This is a genomic window from Streptomyces boetiae (assembly GCF_031845405.1).
GTDB lineage: Bacteria > Actinomycetota > Actinomycetes > Streptomycetales > Streptomycetaceae > Streptomyces > Streptomyces boetiae.
In genome coordinates this window covers 18,120-36,984 of record NZ_JAVREN010000054.1, presented here as the reverse complement: position 1 = coordinate 36,984, position 18,865 = coordinate 18,120, and the positions used below count along the sequence as shown (strand labels likewise).

At 75.8% G+C, this 18,865-nt stretch carries 15 protein-coding genes; 4 read left to right on the top strand and 11 right to left on the bottom strand.

The genetic code is table 11. The annotated features are described in order from the left end of the window. The 3 genes from RM780_RS24410 to RM780_RS24400 form a co-directional block, all read right to left on the bottom strand. The coding region (locus RM780_RS24410; protein ID WP_311633046.1) for a SulP family inorganic anion transporter at window positions 1-1,435 on the bottom strand (1,435 nt) is incomplete at its 3' end. A gap of 868 nt (window positions 1,436-2,303) precedes the next feature. After that, entirely contained in the window at window positions 2,304-3,182 is an 879-nt protein-coding gene (locus RM780_RS24405; protein ID WP_311633045.1) for an SDR family NAD(P)-dependent oxidoreductase, read from the bottom strand. A gap of 231 nt (window positions 3,183-3,413) precedes the next feature. After that, a complete protein-coding gene (locus tag RM780_RS24400; protein WP_311633044.1) occupies window positions 3,414-4,721 on the bottom strand; it encodes a DUF6801 domain-containing protein in 1,308 nt (435 codons plus the stop codon). A 167-nt stretch (window positions 4,722-4,888) separates the two neighbouring features. Between RM780_RS24400 and RM780_RS24395 the strand changes: the two genes are divergently transcribed. After that, a complete protein-coding gene (locus RM780_RS24395) occupies window positions 4,889-5,596 on the top strand; it encodes a TetR/AcrR family transcriptional regulator (RefSeq protein ID WP_311633043.1) in 708 nt (235 codons plus the stop codon). A gap of 75 nt (window positions 5,597-5,671) precedes the next feature. On the opposite strand, the gene RM780_RS24390 is transcribed toward RM780_RS24395, so the two are convergent. Next, a complete protein-coding gene (locus tag RM780_RS24390; RefSeq protein ID WP_311633042.1) occupies window positions 5,672-6,355 on the bottom strand; it encodes an acetoacetate decarboxylase family protein in 684 nt (227 codons plus the stop codon). A 108-nt stretch (window positions 6,356-6,463) separates the two neighbouring features. On the opposite strand from RM780_RS24390, the gene RM780_RS24385 reads away from it, so the two are divergent. The 3 genes from RM780_RS24385 to RM780_RS24375 are packed head-to-tail and all read left to right on the top strand — an operon-like array spanning window position 6,464 to window position 9,633. Beyond that, the gene (locus tag RM780_RS24385) at window positions 6,464-7,171 is read left to right on the top strand and encodes a TetR/AcrR family transcriptional regulator (RefSeq protein ID WP_311633041.1); all 708 of its coding nucleotides are present in this window, start codon (window positions 6,464-6,466) and stop codon (window positions 7,169-7,171) included. Window positions 7,172-7,177: 6 nt separating this feature from the next. Beyond that, on the top strand, window positions 7,178-8,839 hold the full coding sequence (locus RM780_RS24380; RefSeq protein WP_311633040.1) for an FAD-binding dehydrogenase: 1,662 nt from the start codon (window positions 7,178-7,180) through the stop codon (window positions 8,837-8,839). Then, on the top strand, window positions 8,836-9,633 hold the full coding sequence (locus RM780_RS24375) for an SDR family oxidoreductase (protein WP_311633039.1): 798 nt from the start codon (window positions 8,836-8,838) through the stop codon (window positions 9,631-9,633). Before RM780_RS24380 ends, RM780_RS24375 begins: the two co-directional genes overlap by 4 nt. 94 nt (window positions 9,634-9,727) lie before the next feature. On the opposite strand, the gene RM780_RS24370 is transcribed toward RM780_RS24375, so the two are convergent. The 7 genes from RM780_RS24370 to RM780_RS24340 all read right to left on the bottom strand — a co-directional run bounded on the left by RM780_RS24370 (window position 9,728) and on the right by RM780_RS24340 (window position 18,816). Then, entirely contained in the window at window positions 9,728-10,963 is a 1,236-nt protein-coding gene (locus tag RM780_RS24370; RefSeq protein ID WP_311633038.1) for an epoxide hydrolase family protein, read from the bottom strand. A gap of 17 nt (window positions 10,964-10,980) precedes the next feature. Next, window positions 10,981-12,072 carry a hypothetical protein gene (locus RM780_RS24365; protein WP_311633037.1) on the bottom strand — a complete coding sequence of 364 codons (1,092 nt, stop codon included), beginning with the start codon at window positions 12,070-12,072 and terminating at the stop codon, window positions 10,981-10,983. 217 nt (window positions 12,073-12,289) lie between these two features. Beyond that, on the bottom strand, window positions 12,290-14,446 hold the full coding sequence (locus RM780_RS24360) for a PQQ-dependent sugar dehydrogenase (RefSeq protein WP_311633036.1): 2,157 nt from the start codon (window positions 14,444-14,446) through the stop codon (window positions 12,290-12,292). A gap of 10 nt (window positions 14,447-14,456) precedes the next feature. Continuing rightward, window positions 14,457-15,419, bottom strand: a complete 963-nt coding sequence (locus RM780_RS24355; protein WP_311633035.1) for a sugar phosphate isomerase/epimerase family protein — start codon at window positions 15,417-15,419, stop codon at window positions 14,457-14,459. Window positions 15,420-15,426: 7 nt separating this feature from the next. After that, the gene (locus RM780_RS24350; RefSeq protein WP_311633034.1) at window positions 15,427-16,434 is read right to left on the bottom strand and encodes a sugar phosphate isomerase/epimerase family protein; all 1,008 of its coding nucleotides are present in this window, start codon (window positions 16,432-16,434) and stop codon (window positions 15,427-15,429) included. Beyond that, complete coding sequence (locus tag RM780_RS24345) at window positions 16,431-17,621, bottom strand: Gfo/Idh/MocA family protein (RefSeq protein ID WP_311633033.1); 1,191 nt, start codon at window positions 17,619-17,621, stop codon at window positions 16,431-16,433. The genes RM780_RS24350 and RM780_RS24345 overlap by 4 nt, the downstream gene beginning before the upstream one ends. A 118-nt stretch (window positions 17,622-17,739) precedes the next feature. Continuing rightward, window positions 17,740-18,816, bottom strand: a complete 1,077-nt coding sequence (locus RM780_RS24340) for a substrate-binding domain-containing protein (RefSeq protein WP_311633032.1) — start codon at window positions 18,814-18,816, stop codon at window positions 17,740-17,742. Window positions 18,817-18,865: the final 49 nt, after the last annotated feature.

The window sequence follows — 18,865 nt, the reverse complement described above, 5'->3', positions numbered from 1 at the left end:
CGTTGTGCCGCTCGGTCCAGGCGTTCAGCGCCGTGCGGCAGGCGTGGTCCGCGTGCCGCAGGTCGCTGAGGTCCAGCTCCACGGCCCGGTCGGCGGGCAGTGCCTCCAGCGCGTCCAGCATCTTCGGCAGCCGCAGGAAGGTGGCGTTGCCGGAGATGGCCACGCGCACCGGGCCCTCGCCGTCGTCGTGGACCTCGGTGTGGATGTGGGAGGTGTCCCAGGCCGTCTTGATGACCGCCAGGGCCAGGCCGATCAGCACGCCCTCGAACATGTTCACCGAGACGATGGCCAGGGCCGTGACCGTCAGGACCACGGCCTCGCCGCGGTGCTCGCGCCACAGCGGCACCAGGCGCCGCAGGGGCAGCAGCTTGAAGCCGGCGTGCACCAGCACGCCCGCCAGCGCGGCGAGCGGGAGGATGCCCAGGACGGCCGGGAACAGCGCGGCGAACAGCAGCAGCCACACGCCGTGCAGCACGCGGGAGGCCTTGGTCTTCGCGCCCGCCTGGACGTTGGCCGAGCTGCGCACGATCACGGCCGTCAGCGGCAGGGCGCCCAGGGCCCCGCAGACCGTGTTGCCCGCGCCCTGCGCCATCAGCTCCTTGTCGTAGTCGGTGCGCGGGCCGTCGTGCAGGCGGTCCACGGCGGCGGCGCTGAACAGGCTCTCGGCGGAGGCGATCAGGGTGAACGCCACAACGGTGCCGATCACGCCGATCCCGGCCAGGTCGCCGAGACTGTCCATGCCCGGCGGCTGGATCGCCGACAACAGGCCCTCCACGCGCACCGTCTCGGCCGAGAGGCCGCCCAGCGAGGTGACGGCCGTGGCCAGGACCACGGCGGCCAGGGCGCCGGGCACCACGCGGATCCGGGCCGGCATCCGGCTCCACAGCACGATGACGGCGATGGTGCCCGCGCCGACGGCGAAGGCGGACAGGGACGCGGTGCCGCCGGCCAGGTCGGCGGCCAGGCCGGGCAGGCCGGTGATCTTGTCCAGGCCGCGGGCGGGGGCGTCCGCGTCGGCCATGGCGTAGAGCTGGTCGGCGATGATCACCAGGCCGATGCCGGCGAGCATGCCCTCGACCACGGCGACGGAGATGGCGCGGAACCAGCGCCCCAGCTTCAGGGCGCCCAGGCCGAGCTGGATCAGCCCCGTGGCCAGCACGATCGCGCCGAGAGCGGCCAGACCGTAGGTGCCGACGGTCTCGTGGACGAGGACGGTCAGGCCGGCCGCGGGGCCGGAGACCTGGAGGCTGCTGCCGGGCAGCAGGCCGGTGACCAGGCCGCCGACGATTCCGGTGACCAGGCCGAGTTCGGCGGGGACGCCGGAGGCGACGGCCACGCCGACGCACAGGGGGAGGGCGACGAGGAAGACGACCAGGGAGGAGGTGAGATCGGTGCGCAGGGCACGCCGGATCGGCTCGCTGAGCGACGAAGACACGGGGGTCCTTCCAAAAGGGGTGGGGGTGGACAACGCACGGCGCCGTGCGGAGGTGACGACCGGCCCCGGCCCGGGGGCCCCGCGGACGGCGGCCGGGCGCGGTGCCACGGCGTGGTGGCAGCGCGAGGCGGCGCGGCGGCGCGGGAGGGTCTTCCGGCCGGAGGGGGACGCCCCTTCGAGGGGGTGGTTCCGGGCAGGCCGGGAAGCACGGGAACGGGCTGGGAGGGTGGGGACGGGACGGGACCGGCCGCGCGGACCGGGCGTCACCGACCGGCCGGGGCCGGAGGGGGTGGGCTGCCCGTCAGCAGCGGAACGTCTGCAGCGTCGCAGCGGTGGGGGCCTGACCGGCGCTCGGGGACCGTCTGTCTCTTGCGGTCGTGACGAGCGCGGGGCCGGCGGCGGCCTCCGCGGCCGACAGCACGGGCTCTCCCCCGGACTTCGTCCGGGGGTGCCCCCATGGGCTGGCCCCCGGTGCCGGAACGGTCAGGTGGTGGACGCGTACCAGGCGTCCCGAGGTGTCAGAGCCCGCCGTGCCGGACCGGCCGACGGGAAGCCGGGCGTATGCCTCGTCGGTGAGGGAACCCGGCGCCGCGGCCCGGGAATCGGGCCGTTCCGCCGCGACGGCCGGGGCGTCCGGCCGCTGCGGCTCCACCGAGTGCGGGAGCAACATGGAGAACAGCAGCGCGAGCAGCGCTATGGCACTGCGCCCCATGGTGTCTCCCGTGTGCTCGGTCAGGCCTGAGGGTCGTGGCCGGCTCGGTAGCCATTGCTTCTGTTATTGACGGAACCCGACCGGGCAACGGGCGGGAACCGCAGGGCGGTTCCCCGTTTCTGTGCGTTTTCTGTGTGGGTTGGGCCACCGTGCCGTTCACCCGCGTCCCCCTTCCCCGGGGCGGCCCGGCCTCGGGGGCGGCGGGGGGAGGCTGCCCAGCTCGGCCGCATACCCTGCTCGTTCCCCCGTGTCGGCGTCCAGCGCGAGGCGGTCCATGCCCAGCAGCGCGTCCATGGCGTCGCGCGCCCGGTCCGGCAGCAGCCCGCCCCAGGGCAGCGCCCACCCCAGGCGGCGCGGCACGAACACCCGCGCGCGGGCGGGCCCTTCGGCCGTGGCGACCACGGCGCGGGCCACGTCCTCCGGGGACAGCGGGCGCAGCAGCCGCGGCCGGAGCCCGGCGCCCGCGGCGGTGCCGGTGAGGTAGGGCAGCACGGCGCTGACCCGCACGCCCCGGCCGCGGCACTCGCGGCGCAGGGACTCGCTCAGCGCGGCGACGGCGGCCTTGCTCGCGCTGTAGACCGCGAGGCCGGCCAGGGGCTTGACGGCGCAGACGCTGGAGACGTTGACGATGTGGCCCGAGCGGCGCGGGAGCATCACCTCCAGGGCGGCGCGGCAGCCGTGCAGCACTCCGCCGACGTTGGTGGCCAGGGTGCGGGCGAGCAGCGGGTCGGTCTGCGAGGAGAGGGGTCCCGCGGGGAGGATGCCCGCGTTGTTGATCCAGACGTCGAGGCGGCCGAAGGCGGCCAGGGCCGCACCGGCCAGCTCGCGCAGGGCCGCACCGTCGGCCACGTCCGCGGCGGCGGACAGGTGCCCGGGGCCCGCGGCCTCCGCGGCGCGCTCGGCGGCCTGCCCGTCGAGGTCGGCCAGCAGCAGCCGGTATCCCCGGGCGGCCAGGGCCTGCGCCACCGCCCGCCCGATGCCCCGCCCGGCGCCGGTGACCACCGCCGCCGGCGCCCGCTCCACCGTCTCGTGCATAGCGCCCGCCAGGCTGGATGCGGGCCGCCGCCCGCGGGCGGCCCTGGATGGGAAGAAGACTCCCCGCCCGCGGGGGAGTTACGCCATTCGGCTCCCACGCTCACCCGAACGTGGCGCGCCTCCGCGGGCCTTGCGCGCGGCCCGCGCGGGCGCCGGGCGTTCGCGCGGGAGCGTCCCCCGCCCCGTGGGCACGGACGGTAGGGGCGGGGGACGCGTCGGTGGGGCGGTCGGTCAGAGGATGGCGACGTCGACGAGGTAGACCGGGACCTCCGGCTCCTCGCAGGTGCCGGTGGCCTCGACCGTGCCGCCGTCGCCCTCGAAGACGAACTCGGCCTCGGCGGCGCCGGTGCCGATGATCATGTTCGTGGTGCCGGGGGCGGGGGTGTAGGGCCCGGCGGTGAGGGTGCCGTCGGCCGGGAGCGGGACCACGATGGGCTGGTTGCGCACCAGCCGGGTCTCGGGGATCTCGATCGGCCGGTCGATGACGTTGTCCACCCGGGGCGTTCCGCCCTGGACCAGGAGGTCGAGCCGGCTGACCGTGCCGGCGGCCGTCTCATAGCCGACGTCGAGCATCTGGTTGACCGTCTCGGCCGGGATGGTCAGCGCCCCGGAGGCGTCGGTGAACGAGAACGTCTCCCCGCGGCGGATGGACAGCGGGAACCTGCCCCCGACCGCGATGCCGACGTCCGCGGTGATCACGTCCTCCAGCTCGCAGCTGTAGGGGGCGTTGATAATGCCGTCGACCTCGTTGGAAGCCGGCTCGGGGAAGTTGAGGGGCTCGTTCTGGAAGTAGGCGGGGGGCTGTCCGGCCGGGCCGCCCACGGCCACGGTCAGCAGCGCGTTGCCCTGGCTGGCGCGGCAGTCGGCGGTGATGTCCAGCGGGCCGAAGAAGGTGTGCAGGGTGACGTCCACCTGGGCGCGGACGAACTCGAAGGTGACGGTGCCCTCGTCGGGCGCCGTGAAGGGCCCGACCTCGAAGGTGCCCTCCAGGGGCAGGCCGACGGTCAGCTCCTGGCCGGCCTGGATGGGGATGCCGTCGATCTCGAAGGGGTCCTCCGCAGCGATGTTGATCGCCTCGGGGCTGGCGTTGCGGGCGCCGATGCTCAGGTCGTTGACGACCGCGTCGGCGGCGCCGATACCCGCGAAGGGGGCCAGGGAGGTGAGCCAGGAGGGGAAGGTGATGCTGCCCGAGCCCTGGTTGAGCCAGAACTCCTGGCCGGGGCCGAGGGTGACGGGCGCGACGCCCTGCACGTCCACGTCGGTGTTCAGGGTGAAGATCGGCAGCGGGCCGAGCCTGATCTGACAGGCGATCGGCAGGTTGAAACGGCCGGTGTCCGCGCCGATCGAGGGCACGTCGACGGGGTCGAGCGCCTGGGCGGGCTGCTGGGAGGCGGGCAGCAACACGGCGGCGAGCACGGCCGTGACGCCTGCCGCCAGGCCGGCGGGCCGCCACAGCCGGGAGGCGCGGCGCGGCGTCCCGGGCGGGCGCGAGCGGGTGCGTTTCGAGTGGGGAGGCCGGGTGGCCCTGCGAAAGCGCATGGCAGATCCTCTCTCATAAGGACTCTCGTGTCCTTCTGGGAGGCTGCCGGGCCGCGGCGGGCCCCGCAACGCCTCCGCCCCGGGTTGAGCATTGAGGTACGAGACGGTACCTGACGGCTTGGCGGGAGCGCACAACTCCGCTCACGCGCGTTCGTACACTGGCCCCCATGCCGCCCCCCGAGCCGCCCGCCCGCCTGGCCGGGGTCCACCCGCCCGACCGGCCCGGACTGCCCCGGGGCCGCAGCAGGCTCCCCGGCGAGGTGGTCCGCCGCGCCCAGCGCGAGCGGCTGGCCCGGGGGGTCATCGCCGCCGTGGCCGAGAAGGGCTTCGCGCGCACCACGGTCACCGACGTCGTCAAGCGCGCCCGGGTCTCCCGCGACGTCTTCTACGCCCACTTCGGCGGGCTCGGCGACTGCTTCCTCGGCGCCACCGCCGCCGCCACGCGCCTGGTCAACGAGCGCCTGTTCACGGCCTCCGAGGAGATCCGCGAGGCGCACGAGGCCGCCGGCCGCCCCTGGGACGCCGCCGCCTCGCTGCGCGCCGCGGTGCGCGCCTACCTCGCGCTGTGCGCGCAGGAGCCCGAGTACACCCGCTGCCTGGCGTTCGAACTGCCCGCCGCGGGCCCCGAGGGGCTGCGCATGGACGCCGAGAACGCCCGCGGCTTCGCCGCCCTCCTGCGCCTGTGGCACGAGCGCGCCGCGGCAGCCGCCCCCGGCCTGGCCCCCGCCGACGAGGAGGTCTGCCTGGCCGCCGTCGGCGCGGTCGCCGCCCTGGTCCGCTCCCACCTCGCCGCCGGAACGACCGCCCTCCTGCCCGCCCGCGAGGACGCCGTCCTCACCATCCTCCTCCGCCTCCTGGCCGCTCCGGCCCCCTGACCCCCGCCGCGGCCGGAGCGCCGGGGGGAGAGCCGGGGCGTCGACGAGCCGCGGCCCTGAGCGCCGGGCGCGCCCCTACGCCCCGAAGCGGAAGGTGAAGTCGCGCAGGGCCAGGGAGGCCAGGGGCTTGCGGCCGTGGAGGAAGGAGAGGGGGCCGGTCGTGGGGGCGGTCAGGGTGGCGTGGCCCACGGTCGCGCGGCCGGAGAGGCGGTAGGGGGCCACGCAGGGCTCGCCCTCGCGGCGCTGGACCAGGCGCCAGCGCAGCGGGAGGGCGCCGGGCAGGGAGAAGCGGTCGCGGTAGCGGACGTTGACCGGCCGGCCGCCGCCCGGGGTGAGCGTGCCCTCGAACGAGCCCGCCTCGCTCGCCTCCAGGCCGCCGTGGGCGAAGCGGAAGGTGCCCAGCTCCTTGGGGATGCCCCACAGGGCCCGGCCGCCCGCCAGGGAGCGCTCGTCGTCCACCCACACCGCGACGGCCGCCGCCGCCAGGCCCCGGCCGTGGCGGACGGTCAGGGCGACGAGCAGCTCGCGGTACTCCAGGACGCTGCCCTCGCTGTAGTCCACCCAGAACGTCAGCAGCGTGCACCGTCCGCCCAGCACCCAGGGGCGCACGCCGGGCGCGAGCCGCCAGCGCGGCAGGTCGGCGACCGGCACCAGCCAGGCCGAGACGTACATGTCCCCGGCCAGGTGCCAGGGAGAGGGCGGGTAAGGAGCGGGCCGTTCCGCCGGGTCCTCCGTCGCCGAAGCGTCACCATCCGTCATGCGCCGACTCTAGGGCGTTCACCCGCCGGGCCGCGAGCCCCCTTGCCGATGCGTGCGTGTATCGGATACGTTCCCGTATCCGATCGAGGCGAGGCAAGGAGAGCGGGCGTGAGCGGGGCGACGGCGCGGGCAGCGGCGAGGGGAACGGCGGCGGGGCGGACCACCGCCCGGCGCGCCAGGACCCGGCAGCGGCTGCTCGACGCGGCGCTCCAGGTGTTCGCTGAGGAGGGCTTCGGCCGTTCCACCGTCGAGCAGGTCTGCGAGCGCGCCGGCTACACGCGCGGCGCCTTCTACTCCAACTTCACGTCCCTGGACGAGCTGTTCCTGGCCATGTGGGAGGAGCGCTCGGTGCGGATGCTCAACGCCCTGCGCGCCGCGCTGGCCGCCGTCCCCGCCGACGCCGGGCCCGAGGAGACGCTGCGCGCGGCGCTCACCGCCATCCCCGTCGAGGACGCGTGGTTCCGGGTGACGGCCGAGTTCACCGCCCACGCCCTGCGCAACCCCTCGCTGCGGCACGTGATGGTGGCCCGCGAGCGCGCCATCCAGGAGACGGTCCTGCCCCTGGTCACCGCCGCCCTGCGCCGCGACGGGCGGGTCGTCCCCGACGAGGCGGCGCTGGGCCAGGCCCTGGTGGCGGTGCACGACGGCACCTCCGCGCAGGTCCTCCTCGAACCCGGCAACGAGGAGCCGCGCCGCCGCCGCGAGGCCCTCTTCCGCCACGTGCTGGACAGCTACAGCGCCCCCGGCCCCGGACGCCGGGCCGCGCCGACGGACCGAGCGGACCCAGCGGCCCGAGCAGCCCGGACAGAAAGGTAGAGCGCCGTGAGCGACAGCGCCGACGTGATCGTCGTGGGAGCCGGGCTGGCCGGCCTGGTCGCGACGTACGAGCTGGCCCGCGCCGGCCGGCGGGTGATCCTGCTCGACCAGGAGAACGAGGCCAACCTCGGCGGCCAGGCGTTCTGGTCCCTCGGCGGCCTCTTCCTGGTCGACAGCCCCGAGCAGCGACGGATGGGCATCAAGGACTCCCACGAGCTGGCCCTGGCCGACTGGATGGACTCCGCCGGCTTCGACCGCGAGCGCGAGGACCGCTGGCCGCGCCGCTGGGCCGAGGCGTACGTCGACTTCGCCGCCGGGCCCAAGCGCTCCTACCTGCGGGACCTGGGCCTGCGCCTGACCCCGACCGTCGGCTGGGCCGAGCGCGGCGCCGGGGCCGCCACCGGCCACGGCAACTCCGTGCCCCGCTTCCACATCGCCTGGGGCACAGGCCCCGAGGTCGTGCGCGTCTTCCGCGAGCCGGTCCTGCGGGCCGCCGCCCGGGGCCTGGTCACCTTCCGCTTCCGCCACCGGGTGGACGAGCTGATCGTCGAGGGCGGCGCGGCCGTCGGCGTGCGCGGCACCGTCCTGGCCCCCTCGCCGCAGCCGCGCGGCGTGGCCTCCACCCGGGAGGGCGCGGGCGCGTTCGAGCTGCGCGCCCAGGCCGTCGTCGTCACCTCCGGGGGCATCGGCGCCAACCAGGAGCTGGTCCGGGAGAACTGGCCCGCGGACCGCCTCGGGCCCGCGCCCGCCTCGATGATCTGCGGCGTTCCCGCCCACGTGGACGGCCGGATGCTCGGGATCGCCGAGCGCGCCGGCGGCTCGGTCGTCAACCGCGACCGCATGTGGCACTACACCGAGGGCATCCGCAACTGGGACCCGATCTGGCCGGGCCACGGCATCCGCATCATCCCCGGCCCGTCCTCGCTGTGGCTGGACGCCACCGGCCGCCGCCTGCCCGCACCCCTCTTCCCCGGCCACGACACGCTCGGCACGCTCCGGCACATCCTGGCCACGGGCCACGACTACACGTGGTTCGTCCTCACCCGCTCGATCGTGGAGAAGGAGTTCGCGCTCTCCGGCTCCGAGCAGAACCCCGACCTCACCGGCAAGGACCTGAAGCTGGTGCTCTCCCGGGTCCGCAAGGGCGCCCCCGGGCCCGTGCAGGCCTTCCTCGACCACGGGGAGGACTTCGTGGTCCGCCGCACCCTGCCTGAGCTGGTCGCCGGGATGAACGCCATCGCCCCCGGCCCGCCCCTCGACCTGGCCCGCGTCGAGCGCGAGGTACGCGCCCGCGACCGCGAGGCCGGCAGCCCCTACGCCAAGGACCTCCAGCTGATGGCCATCCGCAACGCCCGCTCCTACCTCGCCGACCGCATCACCCGGGTCGCGAAGCCCCACCGCCTGCTGGACCCGGCCCACGGGCCCCTGATCGCCGTCCGGCTGCACCTGCTCACCCGCAAGACCCTCGGCGGCCTGGAGACCACCCTCGACTCCCAGGTGGTCCGCCCGGACGGCGAGGTCTTCGACGGGCTGTACGCGGCCGGCGAGGTCGCCGGCTTCGGCGGCGGCGGGGTGCACGGGTACCGTGGCCTGGAGGGCACCTTCCTCGGCGGCTGCATCTTCTCCGGCCGCGCCGCCGGCCGCGCCCTCGCCCGGAGCCTGGCGTGAGCGCCCGCACCGCCCTGGTGACGGGCGCCTCCTCCGGCATCGGCGCCGCCGTGGCCGCCGCGCTGGCCGCCCGCGGCCACCGCGTCCTGGGCACCAGCCGCGATCCCTCCCGCCTGGCCGACCCCGTGCCCGGCGTCACCTGGCTGCCGCTGGACCTGGCGGACGACGCGAGCGTCGTGGCCTGCGCCGAGGCGGCCGGGCCGGTGGACGTCCTGGTGAACAACGCGGGCGAGAGCCAGAGCGGCCCGCTGGAGGAGCTGCCGCCCGGGGCGGTCGAGCGGCTGTTCCGGATCAACGTCTTCGGCGCGGTCCGCCTCACCCAGCTGCTGCTGCCCGGGATGCGGGAGCGCGGCTACGGCCGCGTGGTGATGGTCGGCTCGATGCTGGCCAGCTTCCCGCTCGCCTACCGCTCCTCCTACGTCGCCTCCAAGGCGGCGATCAAGGGCTTCGCGAACGCCGCGCGCCGCGAGGTCGCCGGGTACGGCGTGGGCATCACCACCGTGGAGCCCGGCTCGATCGCCACCGGCATCAGCGAGCGCCGCACCCAGTACCTCCGCGACGGCTCGCCGTTCGCCGCCGAGTACCACACGATGCTCGCCGCGCTGAACGCCAACGAGGCGGCCGGCATCACGGCCGAACGCGTCGCCGCCACCGTCCTGAAGGCCATCGACGCCCGCCGCCCCAGGCAGCTCTACGCCGTCGGCTCAGGCGCCCCCCTCGTCTTCGCCCTCCGCCGCCTCGCCCCCCGCGCCACCGTGGAACGCATGGTCGCCCGCCGCCACGGCCTGCGCTGAACCGGGCGCCCCGGAAGGGGCGTTCGGGCCGGGGCCTGCACCAGCTCCACCAGCGCACCGGGCGCTGCGAAGCGCCGTCCCCGGGGGCGGGCGTTCAGGGCCTGAGGTCGCGAAAGGTGCGGCGGAGGTCGGTGATCCAGGCCTCGGGGTTCTCCCAGGGGATGAAGTGGCCGCCATGATCGTGGGCGTTGACGTTGACGTGGTTGAACCAGGCAGCCAGGGGGCCGGTCTTGAAGGCGCGGACGCGGTCCTCGGCGGTGTGGACGCCGGGCGGGTTCTCGTAGGTGACGAAGGTGATGCCGACCGGGGCCTCCACGACGGGGGTGCGGTCGTGGGCGGGGGTCCAGGGGTAGCGGTTGGCGTTGGCGTAGTAACGCATCGACGTGGCGATGGAGTTGTTCACCCAGAAGATCGTGGCGTGGGTGAGCAGGTCGTCCCGGCTGAAGACGGACTCGACGTCGCCGCCGTTGTCGCTCCAGGCGTCCCAGCGCTTCAGCAGCCAGGCGAGCAGCCCGGCGGGCGAGTCGCTCAGCCCGTGGGCCAGGGTGGCGCCGTCGAGGATGTGCACGGCGAGGTGGGAGGCCCAGCGGCGGTCCATCTCGACGACGCGGGCCCGGACTTCCGGGGGCTGCTCGTCGGTGAGGGGCAGATTGCGGGCGAAGTCCCAGGCGCGAGGGCCGGTGAAGAAGTCCAGCGGCAGCCCGGAGCCGATGTGGATGCCGTACAGCTCGTCGGCGTACTTGTGGCCGAGCTGGCTGGTGACGATCCCGCCGATGTCGCAGCCCCCCGCGGCGTACTTCTCGTACCCCAGGGTCTCGGTCATCAGGGTGTGCCAGAGGTCCGCGACCTTCCAGAAGTTGACGTCGGGGAAGCCGGTGAGCGGTCCGGGGAAGCCGAAGCCGGGCAGGGAGGGCACGAGCACGTCGAAGGCGTCGGCGGGGTCGCCGCCGAAGGCGGCCGGGTCCGCGAGCGGGTCGATCACCTTCGACCAGTGCCAGAACGTCCACGGCCAGCCGTGCGTGAGGATCAGCGGGACCGGCCGTGGGCCGCGGCCGGGTTTGCGCAGGAAGTGCACGGGGACGCCGGAGACGTCGACCCGGTAGTGCTCGTGGGCGTTGAGGGCGGCCTCGGCCGCGCGCCAGTCGTAGCCGTCCCGCCAGTGGGCGACCAGCTCACGGAGATACCCCGCCCGGACGCCGTAGGACCCGTCCTCGTTCCCCTCGTCCAGCGGCGGACGGGTCAGGGCGAGCCGGGCGCGCAGGTCGTCGAGGACCTCGTCGGGCACGTGGACCGGGGTGGGCTCCAGAGGGAAGGCGTGCGGGCTGGGCATGGCGTGGTCCCTTCCGGTCAGCGGGAGGCGCCCCCGCCGGGCCGCCCGGCAGCGAGCCTAGCCGGGCGGTCCGGCCGCTCCGGTGGCGTGCCTCCGCGGCCCGCGCCCGGCAGGGCCAGCACCGCGGAGGCCGCGCCGATGAACGCCAGGGCCAGCAGCTCGGCGTCCCCCGGGCGCGGGAGGCCGGCCAGCGCGGTCAGGCCGAAGGAGGCCACCACCCCCGCCAGCAGGCTCGCGCACCGGTTGGCCGGCACCGCCCACGTGAACTCCCTGCGGTCGAGGTAGATCCACGTCCCCAGGACGAACACCGCCTCGTACAGCACCCCGACGAGGAACGCCGGCACCGCCGCCGGAGTCAGCAGGAACCCGGTGAAGCCCTCCCGCAGCTCCGCTCCCCACGCGCCCGCCCCCACCGCCGCCGGCACCGCGCACAGCAGTACCAGGACGACGGGCGTCCCGATGTGCTCGTCCACGAAGTACCGCCGGTCCCGCTCCCGCTCGCCGCGCTTGGCCACCGCGCTCATCACCGCGAAACGGCCGGCATAGCCGGCGAGGTAGAGCCCCACGCTCAGCGCGGCGCCCAGGCCCAGCCCGTACCCCTCCACGTCGCCGAGCGCGACCGCCACCGCCGCCAGGCTCAGCCCCAGCGCCGCCCAGGAGGCGGCCCGCACCGTCCGGCGCCGCAGCAGGTCCATCACGGGGGCCAGGATCAGCACGCCGCCGCGCATCAGCAGCAGCATCAGCAGGATCGAGGCCCCGGGGAAGGTGTAGTTGAGGGTGGTGGCGCCGACGATCAGGGCCGTCCACAGGGACGCGCGGAGCATGGCGGGCCCAGGGGTCACCACGCGGCGCCCGGCGATCGTGCGGCGGTGGGCGTAGCGCCACCAGCCGGCCACGGACAGGAAGACCGGCATCGCCGCCAACTGGCCCAGCGCGGCGGCCGGGAGCAGCACCAGGCCGCCCACCGGCCCCTCGGTGCCCGGCACATCGCCGTTCGACAGGGCCTTCACCAGCGCGCTGTAGGGCACGTAGGCGGCGAAGTACCCGGCCGCCAGGCCCACTATCCCGGCGCCGGCGCGGCTCGCTTTGCCTATCGGGGCATCGTCCATCGGGGCATCCCTCCGTACGCGCGTCGGGCCTTCGCGCGCGCCGGGAGCCGTGCCTCGGCACCCGGCTCCCGCCGCGCCGAAGGCGGTGCGTACGTGGGTCCCCGGGGGAGTCTTCCTGCCGCGAGCGGCCCTCACGCCCGCCCGCCCCGATCGGCGCCCGGGTCGTGCCGGGGGCCCGCGCCCCGGTCCCGTGCCCCCGGCAAGGCCGGCGCGCCGCTCACCCGGTGGGGATCAGTGCCACCTCCGCGCTGCCCGTCAGCGGCGGCAGCCCGTCCGCGCCCGGGTCGGTGTAGCGGGCGACGAACACCCCGGCCAGCCGGTCGTGCGCGGGGTCGTGCCCCTCCACCGGCGCCGTGGCGATCACCCCGGCGCAGCCCGAGGCCGTGGACTGCGGGTGCCCGTGCTCGTCGTGACCCAGCACGTAGTCCACCCGCACCCGCGCGCAGTCCACCGGCTGGTCGTCCGCGACCCTCACGGAGAACGCCACCGCGTCCCCGAGCCGGAACGCCTGCCCGGCCACGGGTGCCGAGAACGCCACGCGCGGCGCCTCGTTGCCCACCACGATCAGCACCTCGGCCGAGGCGGAACGCCCCCGGCGCGGGCCGCCGGCGTCCGTCACCCGCAGCGTCGCCCGGTACAGGCCCTCACGCCGGTAGGTGAACGCCGCCTCCCGCCGCCGGGAGTCCACCCGCCCGTCCGCGTCGAAGTCCCAGGCGTAGCGCAGCCGGTCGCCCTCGGCGTCCTCGCTGCCCGCCCCCGAGAAGGACACCGTCAGCGGCGCCCGCCCCGACGCCGCGTCGGCCGAGGCCCGGGGCACGGGCGTGCGGTTGCCCTCCGGGCCCAGGTGGTCGATCCGCGTCAGCCGCGCCTCGGGGTTCTCCGCGAAGTACCCCTTGCCGTACTCCAGGGCGTACAGCGCGCCCTCGGGGCCGAACTCCAGGTCCATCGGCCCCGACAGCTCCAGGCCGGGCAGCACGTCCTCCATCCCGCGCAGGGCGCCCGTGCCCGGGTCCAGACGCAGCGCCTTGATCCAGTCGCGGGTCCACTCGTACAACAGCGGTGCGCCGGCGTACCGTTCGGGCCAGGCCACGGGCTGCTCGCCGCGCGCGGGGCGCGGCGGGGGCGCGTAGACGGGGCCCGCCATCGGGCCGATGCCGCCGCTGCCCAGCGCGGGGAAGTCCGCCGACTCCGCGGCCGGGTACCAGACGTGCGGGGCGCTGACCGGCGGGAGGCGCCGCAGGCCGGTGTTGTGGGGCGAGGCGTTCACGGGCGCGGCGCAGTCGAAGGGGCCGTCCGCCGTGCCGGTGCCGAAGTCGTAGTTCATGTAGGGGAGGTGCGGGGTCACGCAGTAGGGCCAGCCGTGGTTGCCGGCCTCCCGGACGGCGAGCCACTTGCCGTGCCCGGCCGGGCCGCGCTCCGGGTCGGCGCGCGGGGCGTCGGGGGAGTAGTCGGCCACCAGGAGCGTGCCGGTGCGCCGGTCCACCTCGATCCGGAACGGATTGCGCAGCCCCATCAGATAGATCTCCGGGCGGGTCCCGGGGGTGCCGGGCGGGAAGAGGTTGCCCTCGGGCGCGGAGGGGGAGCCGTCCGGGGCGACCCGCAGGCGCAGCACCTTCCCCCGCAGGTCGGCCGAGTTGGCAGCCGTGCGCTGCGCGTCGAACACCGGGCTGCGCCCGGGGCGTTCGTCGATCGGGGCGTAGCCGCCCGAGCTGAAGGGGGCGGTGTCGTCGCCCGTGGACAGGTACAGCAGCCCGCGGCCGTCGAACGCGATGTCCCCGCCGACGTGGCAGCACTGGCCCCGGTCGGTGGGCACGTCCAGGATGCGCTGCTCGCGGGAGGTGTCGAGGCGGCCGTCCACCAGCGGGAAGCGGGAGAGGCGGTTGACGCCCCGGAACGCCGCCAGGGCGGCGGGGTCGTCGGTGGGCGGCGCGTCGCCCTCGTTGATCCCCGGGGTCGCAGGGTCGTCCGTCGGCGTGGCCAGGCGCGGCGCGTAGTAGAGGTACACCCAGCGGTTGGCGCGGCCGTCGAAGCCGGGGTCCACGGCGACGCTCTGCAGCCCCTCCTCGTCGTGGGTGTAGACCTCCAGCGCGGCGGCCAGGGTGTTGCGGCCGGTGGCGGGGTCGTGCAGCCACACCTCGCCGGAGCGGGTGGTGTGCAGGACGCGGGAGTCCGGCAGCACGGCCAGGTCCATGGGCTCGCCGGGGAACTCGTTGAGGGTGACGCGCTGGAAGTGGTCGGCCGGGACGGGCTGTTGGGGGCCCGGCGGGGGAGGGGGCGGCGGGGCCGGGGCGCCCGGGGGCGCGGAGGCGAGCAGGAGCGCGGCGGCGGCCGGGAGGGCCGCCAGGGCCGCCGGTGCCCGGAAGGGGTGTCGCACGAAGGGCCTTTCAGCGCGGGCCGCGCAGGAAGGCCAGGCCGGCCCGCGCGGTACGGAGCGGGGAGGTGTCGGGGGTGTCGTTCTCGACGACGTACTCCTCGGCCGCGTGCGCCGCGAAGATCCGCGGGAAGTCCAGGCCGCCGCGCCCCGGGTCGGCCATGCGGCCGGTCGCCGGGTCGCGGTCCTTGACGTGGTACTGGCGCACGCGCTGCGGGGCGGCCCGTATCAGCCGGATCGCGAAGCCCTCCGGGTCCGGCTCGCCCAGGCGTACGGCGGCGGTGGCCGCCCAGTACAGGTCCAGCTCGAAGTGCACCAGCTCCGGGTCGAGTTCGGCGGTGAGGACCTCCCAGGGAGTGGTGCCGCCGCCCAGGTCGCGCGTCCACTCGTGCGCGTGGTTGTGGTACCCGTAGCGCAGGCCCGCCGAACGGGCGGCCCGCGCCTCGGCGTTCATCCGCGCCGCCCAGCGCCGCCAGTCGGCGGCCTCCGCCGAGTCCAGCATAGGCACCACCAGGCAGGCGTGGCCCAGCGTCACGGCGTCGGCGAGCTTGGCCGCCAGTTCGCGCGGCCCCGCGCTCAGCCCGTGGTGCGCCGAGGTCGCGGCGATGCCCAGGCGGTCGTAGAACGCCCGCAGCCGCCCCGCCGTCCGCCCGTACGTCGAGCCGGCCAGCTCCACGCGCCGGTAGCCCATGCGGGCCAGCGCCCGCATCGTCGCGTCGTGCCCCGGCTCGCCCTCCAGCGCGGCCCGCAGCGTGTAAAGCTGCACGCTGATCCGCGCCGGATCGACCAGGCCGCGGCCCCGCCGGGGGACCGCGCCCGCCGCGGCCGTTGCCCCAACGGCCGCGCCCGCCCAGGCCGTTGATCCGCCCGCTGACCCGCCCGCCGCCGCGACCGCGCCCGCCAGGGCGCCGCGGAGCAGGGCGCGGCGCCCGGCGCGCGAACGGCCGGGGGACGGCGGGGCGTTCGGCTCGGGCACCGGGCGCTCAGCCCTCCGCGCCGAAGGCGGCGTCGAAGGCCGCCGCGGGCGGCGGGAACAGCAGGCCGCGCACGTGCCGCAGCGCCTCGGGCGCCCCGTGCAGGCGGTCCATGCCCGCGTCCTCCCACTCCACCGAGACCGGGCCGCGGTACCCGATGTGCCGCAGCGTGCGGAAGCACGCCTCCCAGGGAACGTCCCCGCGCCCCGTGGAGACGAAGTCCCAGCCCCGGCGCGGATCCCCCCACGGCAGGTGCGAACCGAGCCGCCCGTTGCGGCCGTTGCCCGTGTTCCGCTTCGTGTCCTTGCAGTCCACGTGGTAGATCCGGTCGCGGAAGTCCAGCAGGAACCCGGCCGGGTCGATGTCCTGCCACAGCATGTGGCTGGGGTCCCAGTTGAGGCCGAACGCCTCCCGGCGGCCGACCGCGTCCAGGGCCCGCTGCGTGGACCAGTAGTCGTAGGCGATCTCCGAGGGGTGCACCTCCAGCGCGAACCGCACCCCGGCCGCGTCGAAGGCGTCCAGCACGGGGTTCCACCGGTCGGCGAAATCCCGGTACCCCGCGTCGATCACCTCCTCGGGCACCGGCGGGAACATCGCCACGTACTTCCAGATCGCCGAGCCCGTGAACCCGGGGACCACGCCCACGCCGAGGGCCGCCGCGGCGTGAGCCGTGGCCCGCATCTCCTCGGCCGCGCGGCGGCGTACGCCCTCCGGCTCGCCGTCGCCCCACACCCGGGCGGGCAGGATCGCCCGGTGCCTGGCGTCGATCGGGTCGTCGCAGACGGCCTGCCCCGTCAGGTGGTTGGAGATCGCCCACACGCCAAGACCGTGGCGTTCCAGGATCTCCCGCCGCGAGCGCAGGTAGGCGTCGTCCTCGGTGGCGCGCCGGACGTCCAGGTGGTCGCCCCAGCAGGCGACCTCCAGCCCGTCGTACCCCCACCCGGCCGCCAGCCGCGCCACCTCCTCCAGCGGCAGGTCGGCCCACTGGCCGGTGAAGAGCGTGACCGGCGGGCTCATCGTGCGGCCTCCGGCGTGCGCGGCCTGGCCAGCGGGGCCGGGGCGACCTCGGTCCACGCGCTGCCGCGGGCCGCGCTCTCCTCCACGGCGGCCAGCACCTGCTGCACCCGCAGGCCGTCCGCGAAGGAGGGCTCGGGGTCCCGGCCGGTCGCGATCGCGGTCAGCAGGTCCGCCGCCTGGTGGGCGAACGCGTGCTCGTAGCCCAGGCCGTGGCCCGGCGGCCACCACGCGCCGAGGTAGGGGTGCTCGGGCTCGGTCACCTGGATGCGGGTGAAGCCGCGGGTGGAGGGGTGGGCCGTCGCGTCGTAGAAGTGCAGGACGTTCATCTCCTCGAAGTCGAAGGCCAGCGAGCCGTCCGAGCCGTTCAGCTCGATCCGCAGCGCGTTCTTGCGGCCCGCGGCGAACCGGGTGGCCTCGAAGGTGGCCAGCGCGCCCCCGGCCAGCCGCCCCAGGAAGGCCGTGGCGTCGTCCACGGTCACCTCGCCCGTCCCGCCGTCCGGCAGCGGGCGTTCCCGCACGAAGGTCTCGGTGACGGCCGCGACCCCGGCGACGTGCTCGCCCGTCAGGTACTGGGTCAGGTCCACGATGTGGGCGCCGATGTCGCCCAGCGCGCCCGAGCCGGCCCGCTCCCGGCGCAGCCGCCAGGTCAGCGGGGCGCCGGGGTCGGTCAGCCAGTCCTGGAGGTAGCGGGCCCGCACGTGCCGCAGCGTGCCCAGGCGCCCCTCGGCCACGAGCTGCCGGGCCAGGGCCAGGGCGGGCACCCGCCGGTAGGTGAAGCCGGCCATCGCCCGCACCCCGCGGGCGCGGGCCGCCGCGGCGGCCTCGGCCATGGCGCGGGCCTCGGCCACGGAGTTGGCCAGCGGCTTCTCGCACAGCACGTGCTTGCCGGCCTCCAGGGCGGCGATGGCGATCTCCGCGTGGGTGTCGCCCGGGGTGCAGATGTCGATCAGGCCGACGTCCTCCCGGGCGATCAGCGCCCGCCAGTCGGTCTCCACCTCCGCCCAGTCGAAGCGCTCGGCGACCTCGGTGGCGGCCCGGCGGTCGCGGCCGGCCAGGGCCGCCAGGCGCGGGCGCAGCGGCGGGGCGAGGAAGCCCCGGGCGCCGCGCCAGCCCTGCGAGTGGGCCGCGCCCATGAAGGCGTAGCCGACCATGCCGATGCCGATCTCGGGTGTGCCGGGGTGGCTCATCGAGCCCTCCTTCCTCGGCCGGGGCGCGCGTGCGCCCGCGGGGTCGTGGGGAACGCCGGGGGTGCCGGGTGCGCCGGGAACGCCCGTGGTCGCGGCGCGGCGGCGAACGCCGGGGGCATCAGGACTCGAAGCCCATCGGGAGGTACTCCTCGACGTTGTCCGCGGTGACCACCGGGGCGTCCAGGACGATGCGGCGCGGGACCTCCACCTGCACGAGGTCGGACAGGCCGCGCTGCTGGGCGATCAGGCGGGCCAGCTTGATGCCGTCGGCGGCCTGGGTGGCCGGGTAGATGACGGTGGCCTCCATGTCGCCGTTCTGGATCCAGCGCATGGCGTTGGCCGAGCCGGCGCCGCCGATGAAGAAGAACTCGTCGCGCCCGGCGTTCTCGAAGGCCGCCATCACGCCCACGCCCTGGTCGTCGTCGTGGTTCCAGACGATGTCGATGCTGTCCCTGGCCTGGAGCAGGTTGGAGGCGGCGGCCTCGCCTGACTCGACGGTGAACTCGGCGGCGACCCGGTTGTCCACGTCCTGGCCGCAGCCCTCCAGCGCGTCGGCGAAGCCGCGGGAGCGGTCCTGGGTCAGCGGCAGCGAGTCCAGGCCCGCGATCTCGGCGATGACCGCGTCGCCGCCCAGGCCGTGCTCCTGGACCAGCCCGCAGGCGTACTCGCCGGCGGCCACGCCCATGCCGTAGTTGTCGCCGAGGATGGTGGTGCGGGCCGCGGCCTCGTCCGAGAACTCCCGGTCCACGTTGACCACGGGGATGCCGGCCTCCATCGCCTCGGTGGCGACCTGGGTGAGCGCGGCTCCGTCGGTGGGGAGCAGGACGATGGCGTCGACGCCGTCGTTGATGAAGGTCTCGATGTGGCTGATCTGGGTGCTGGGGTCGTTGGTGCCCTCGGCGACGCGGAGTTCGACGTCCTCGTACTCGGCCGCCGTCTCCTCGGCGAAGGAGTTGATGGCCGCCAGCCAGCCGTGGTCGGCCTCGGGCCCGGAGAACCCTATGACGACCTCCTCGCCCGGCTCGTCGTTGGAGCTCGCGGCGTTGCGGCGGGTGTCCTCGCCGGAGGAGCCGTCGTCCGTGGAGTTGCTGGTGCAAGCGGCGAGCACGCCGGCCGCGGTCACGGCCAGGGCGGCGGCCAGGGTGCGGCGGGCGGGTCTGCGGACGCGGGCGGTGCGGGCGGTGCTTCCGGTCATGGCGGCCTCCGGGAAGGGCGGTGCGGGAAAGGGGAGTCGAGGGGAAGGA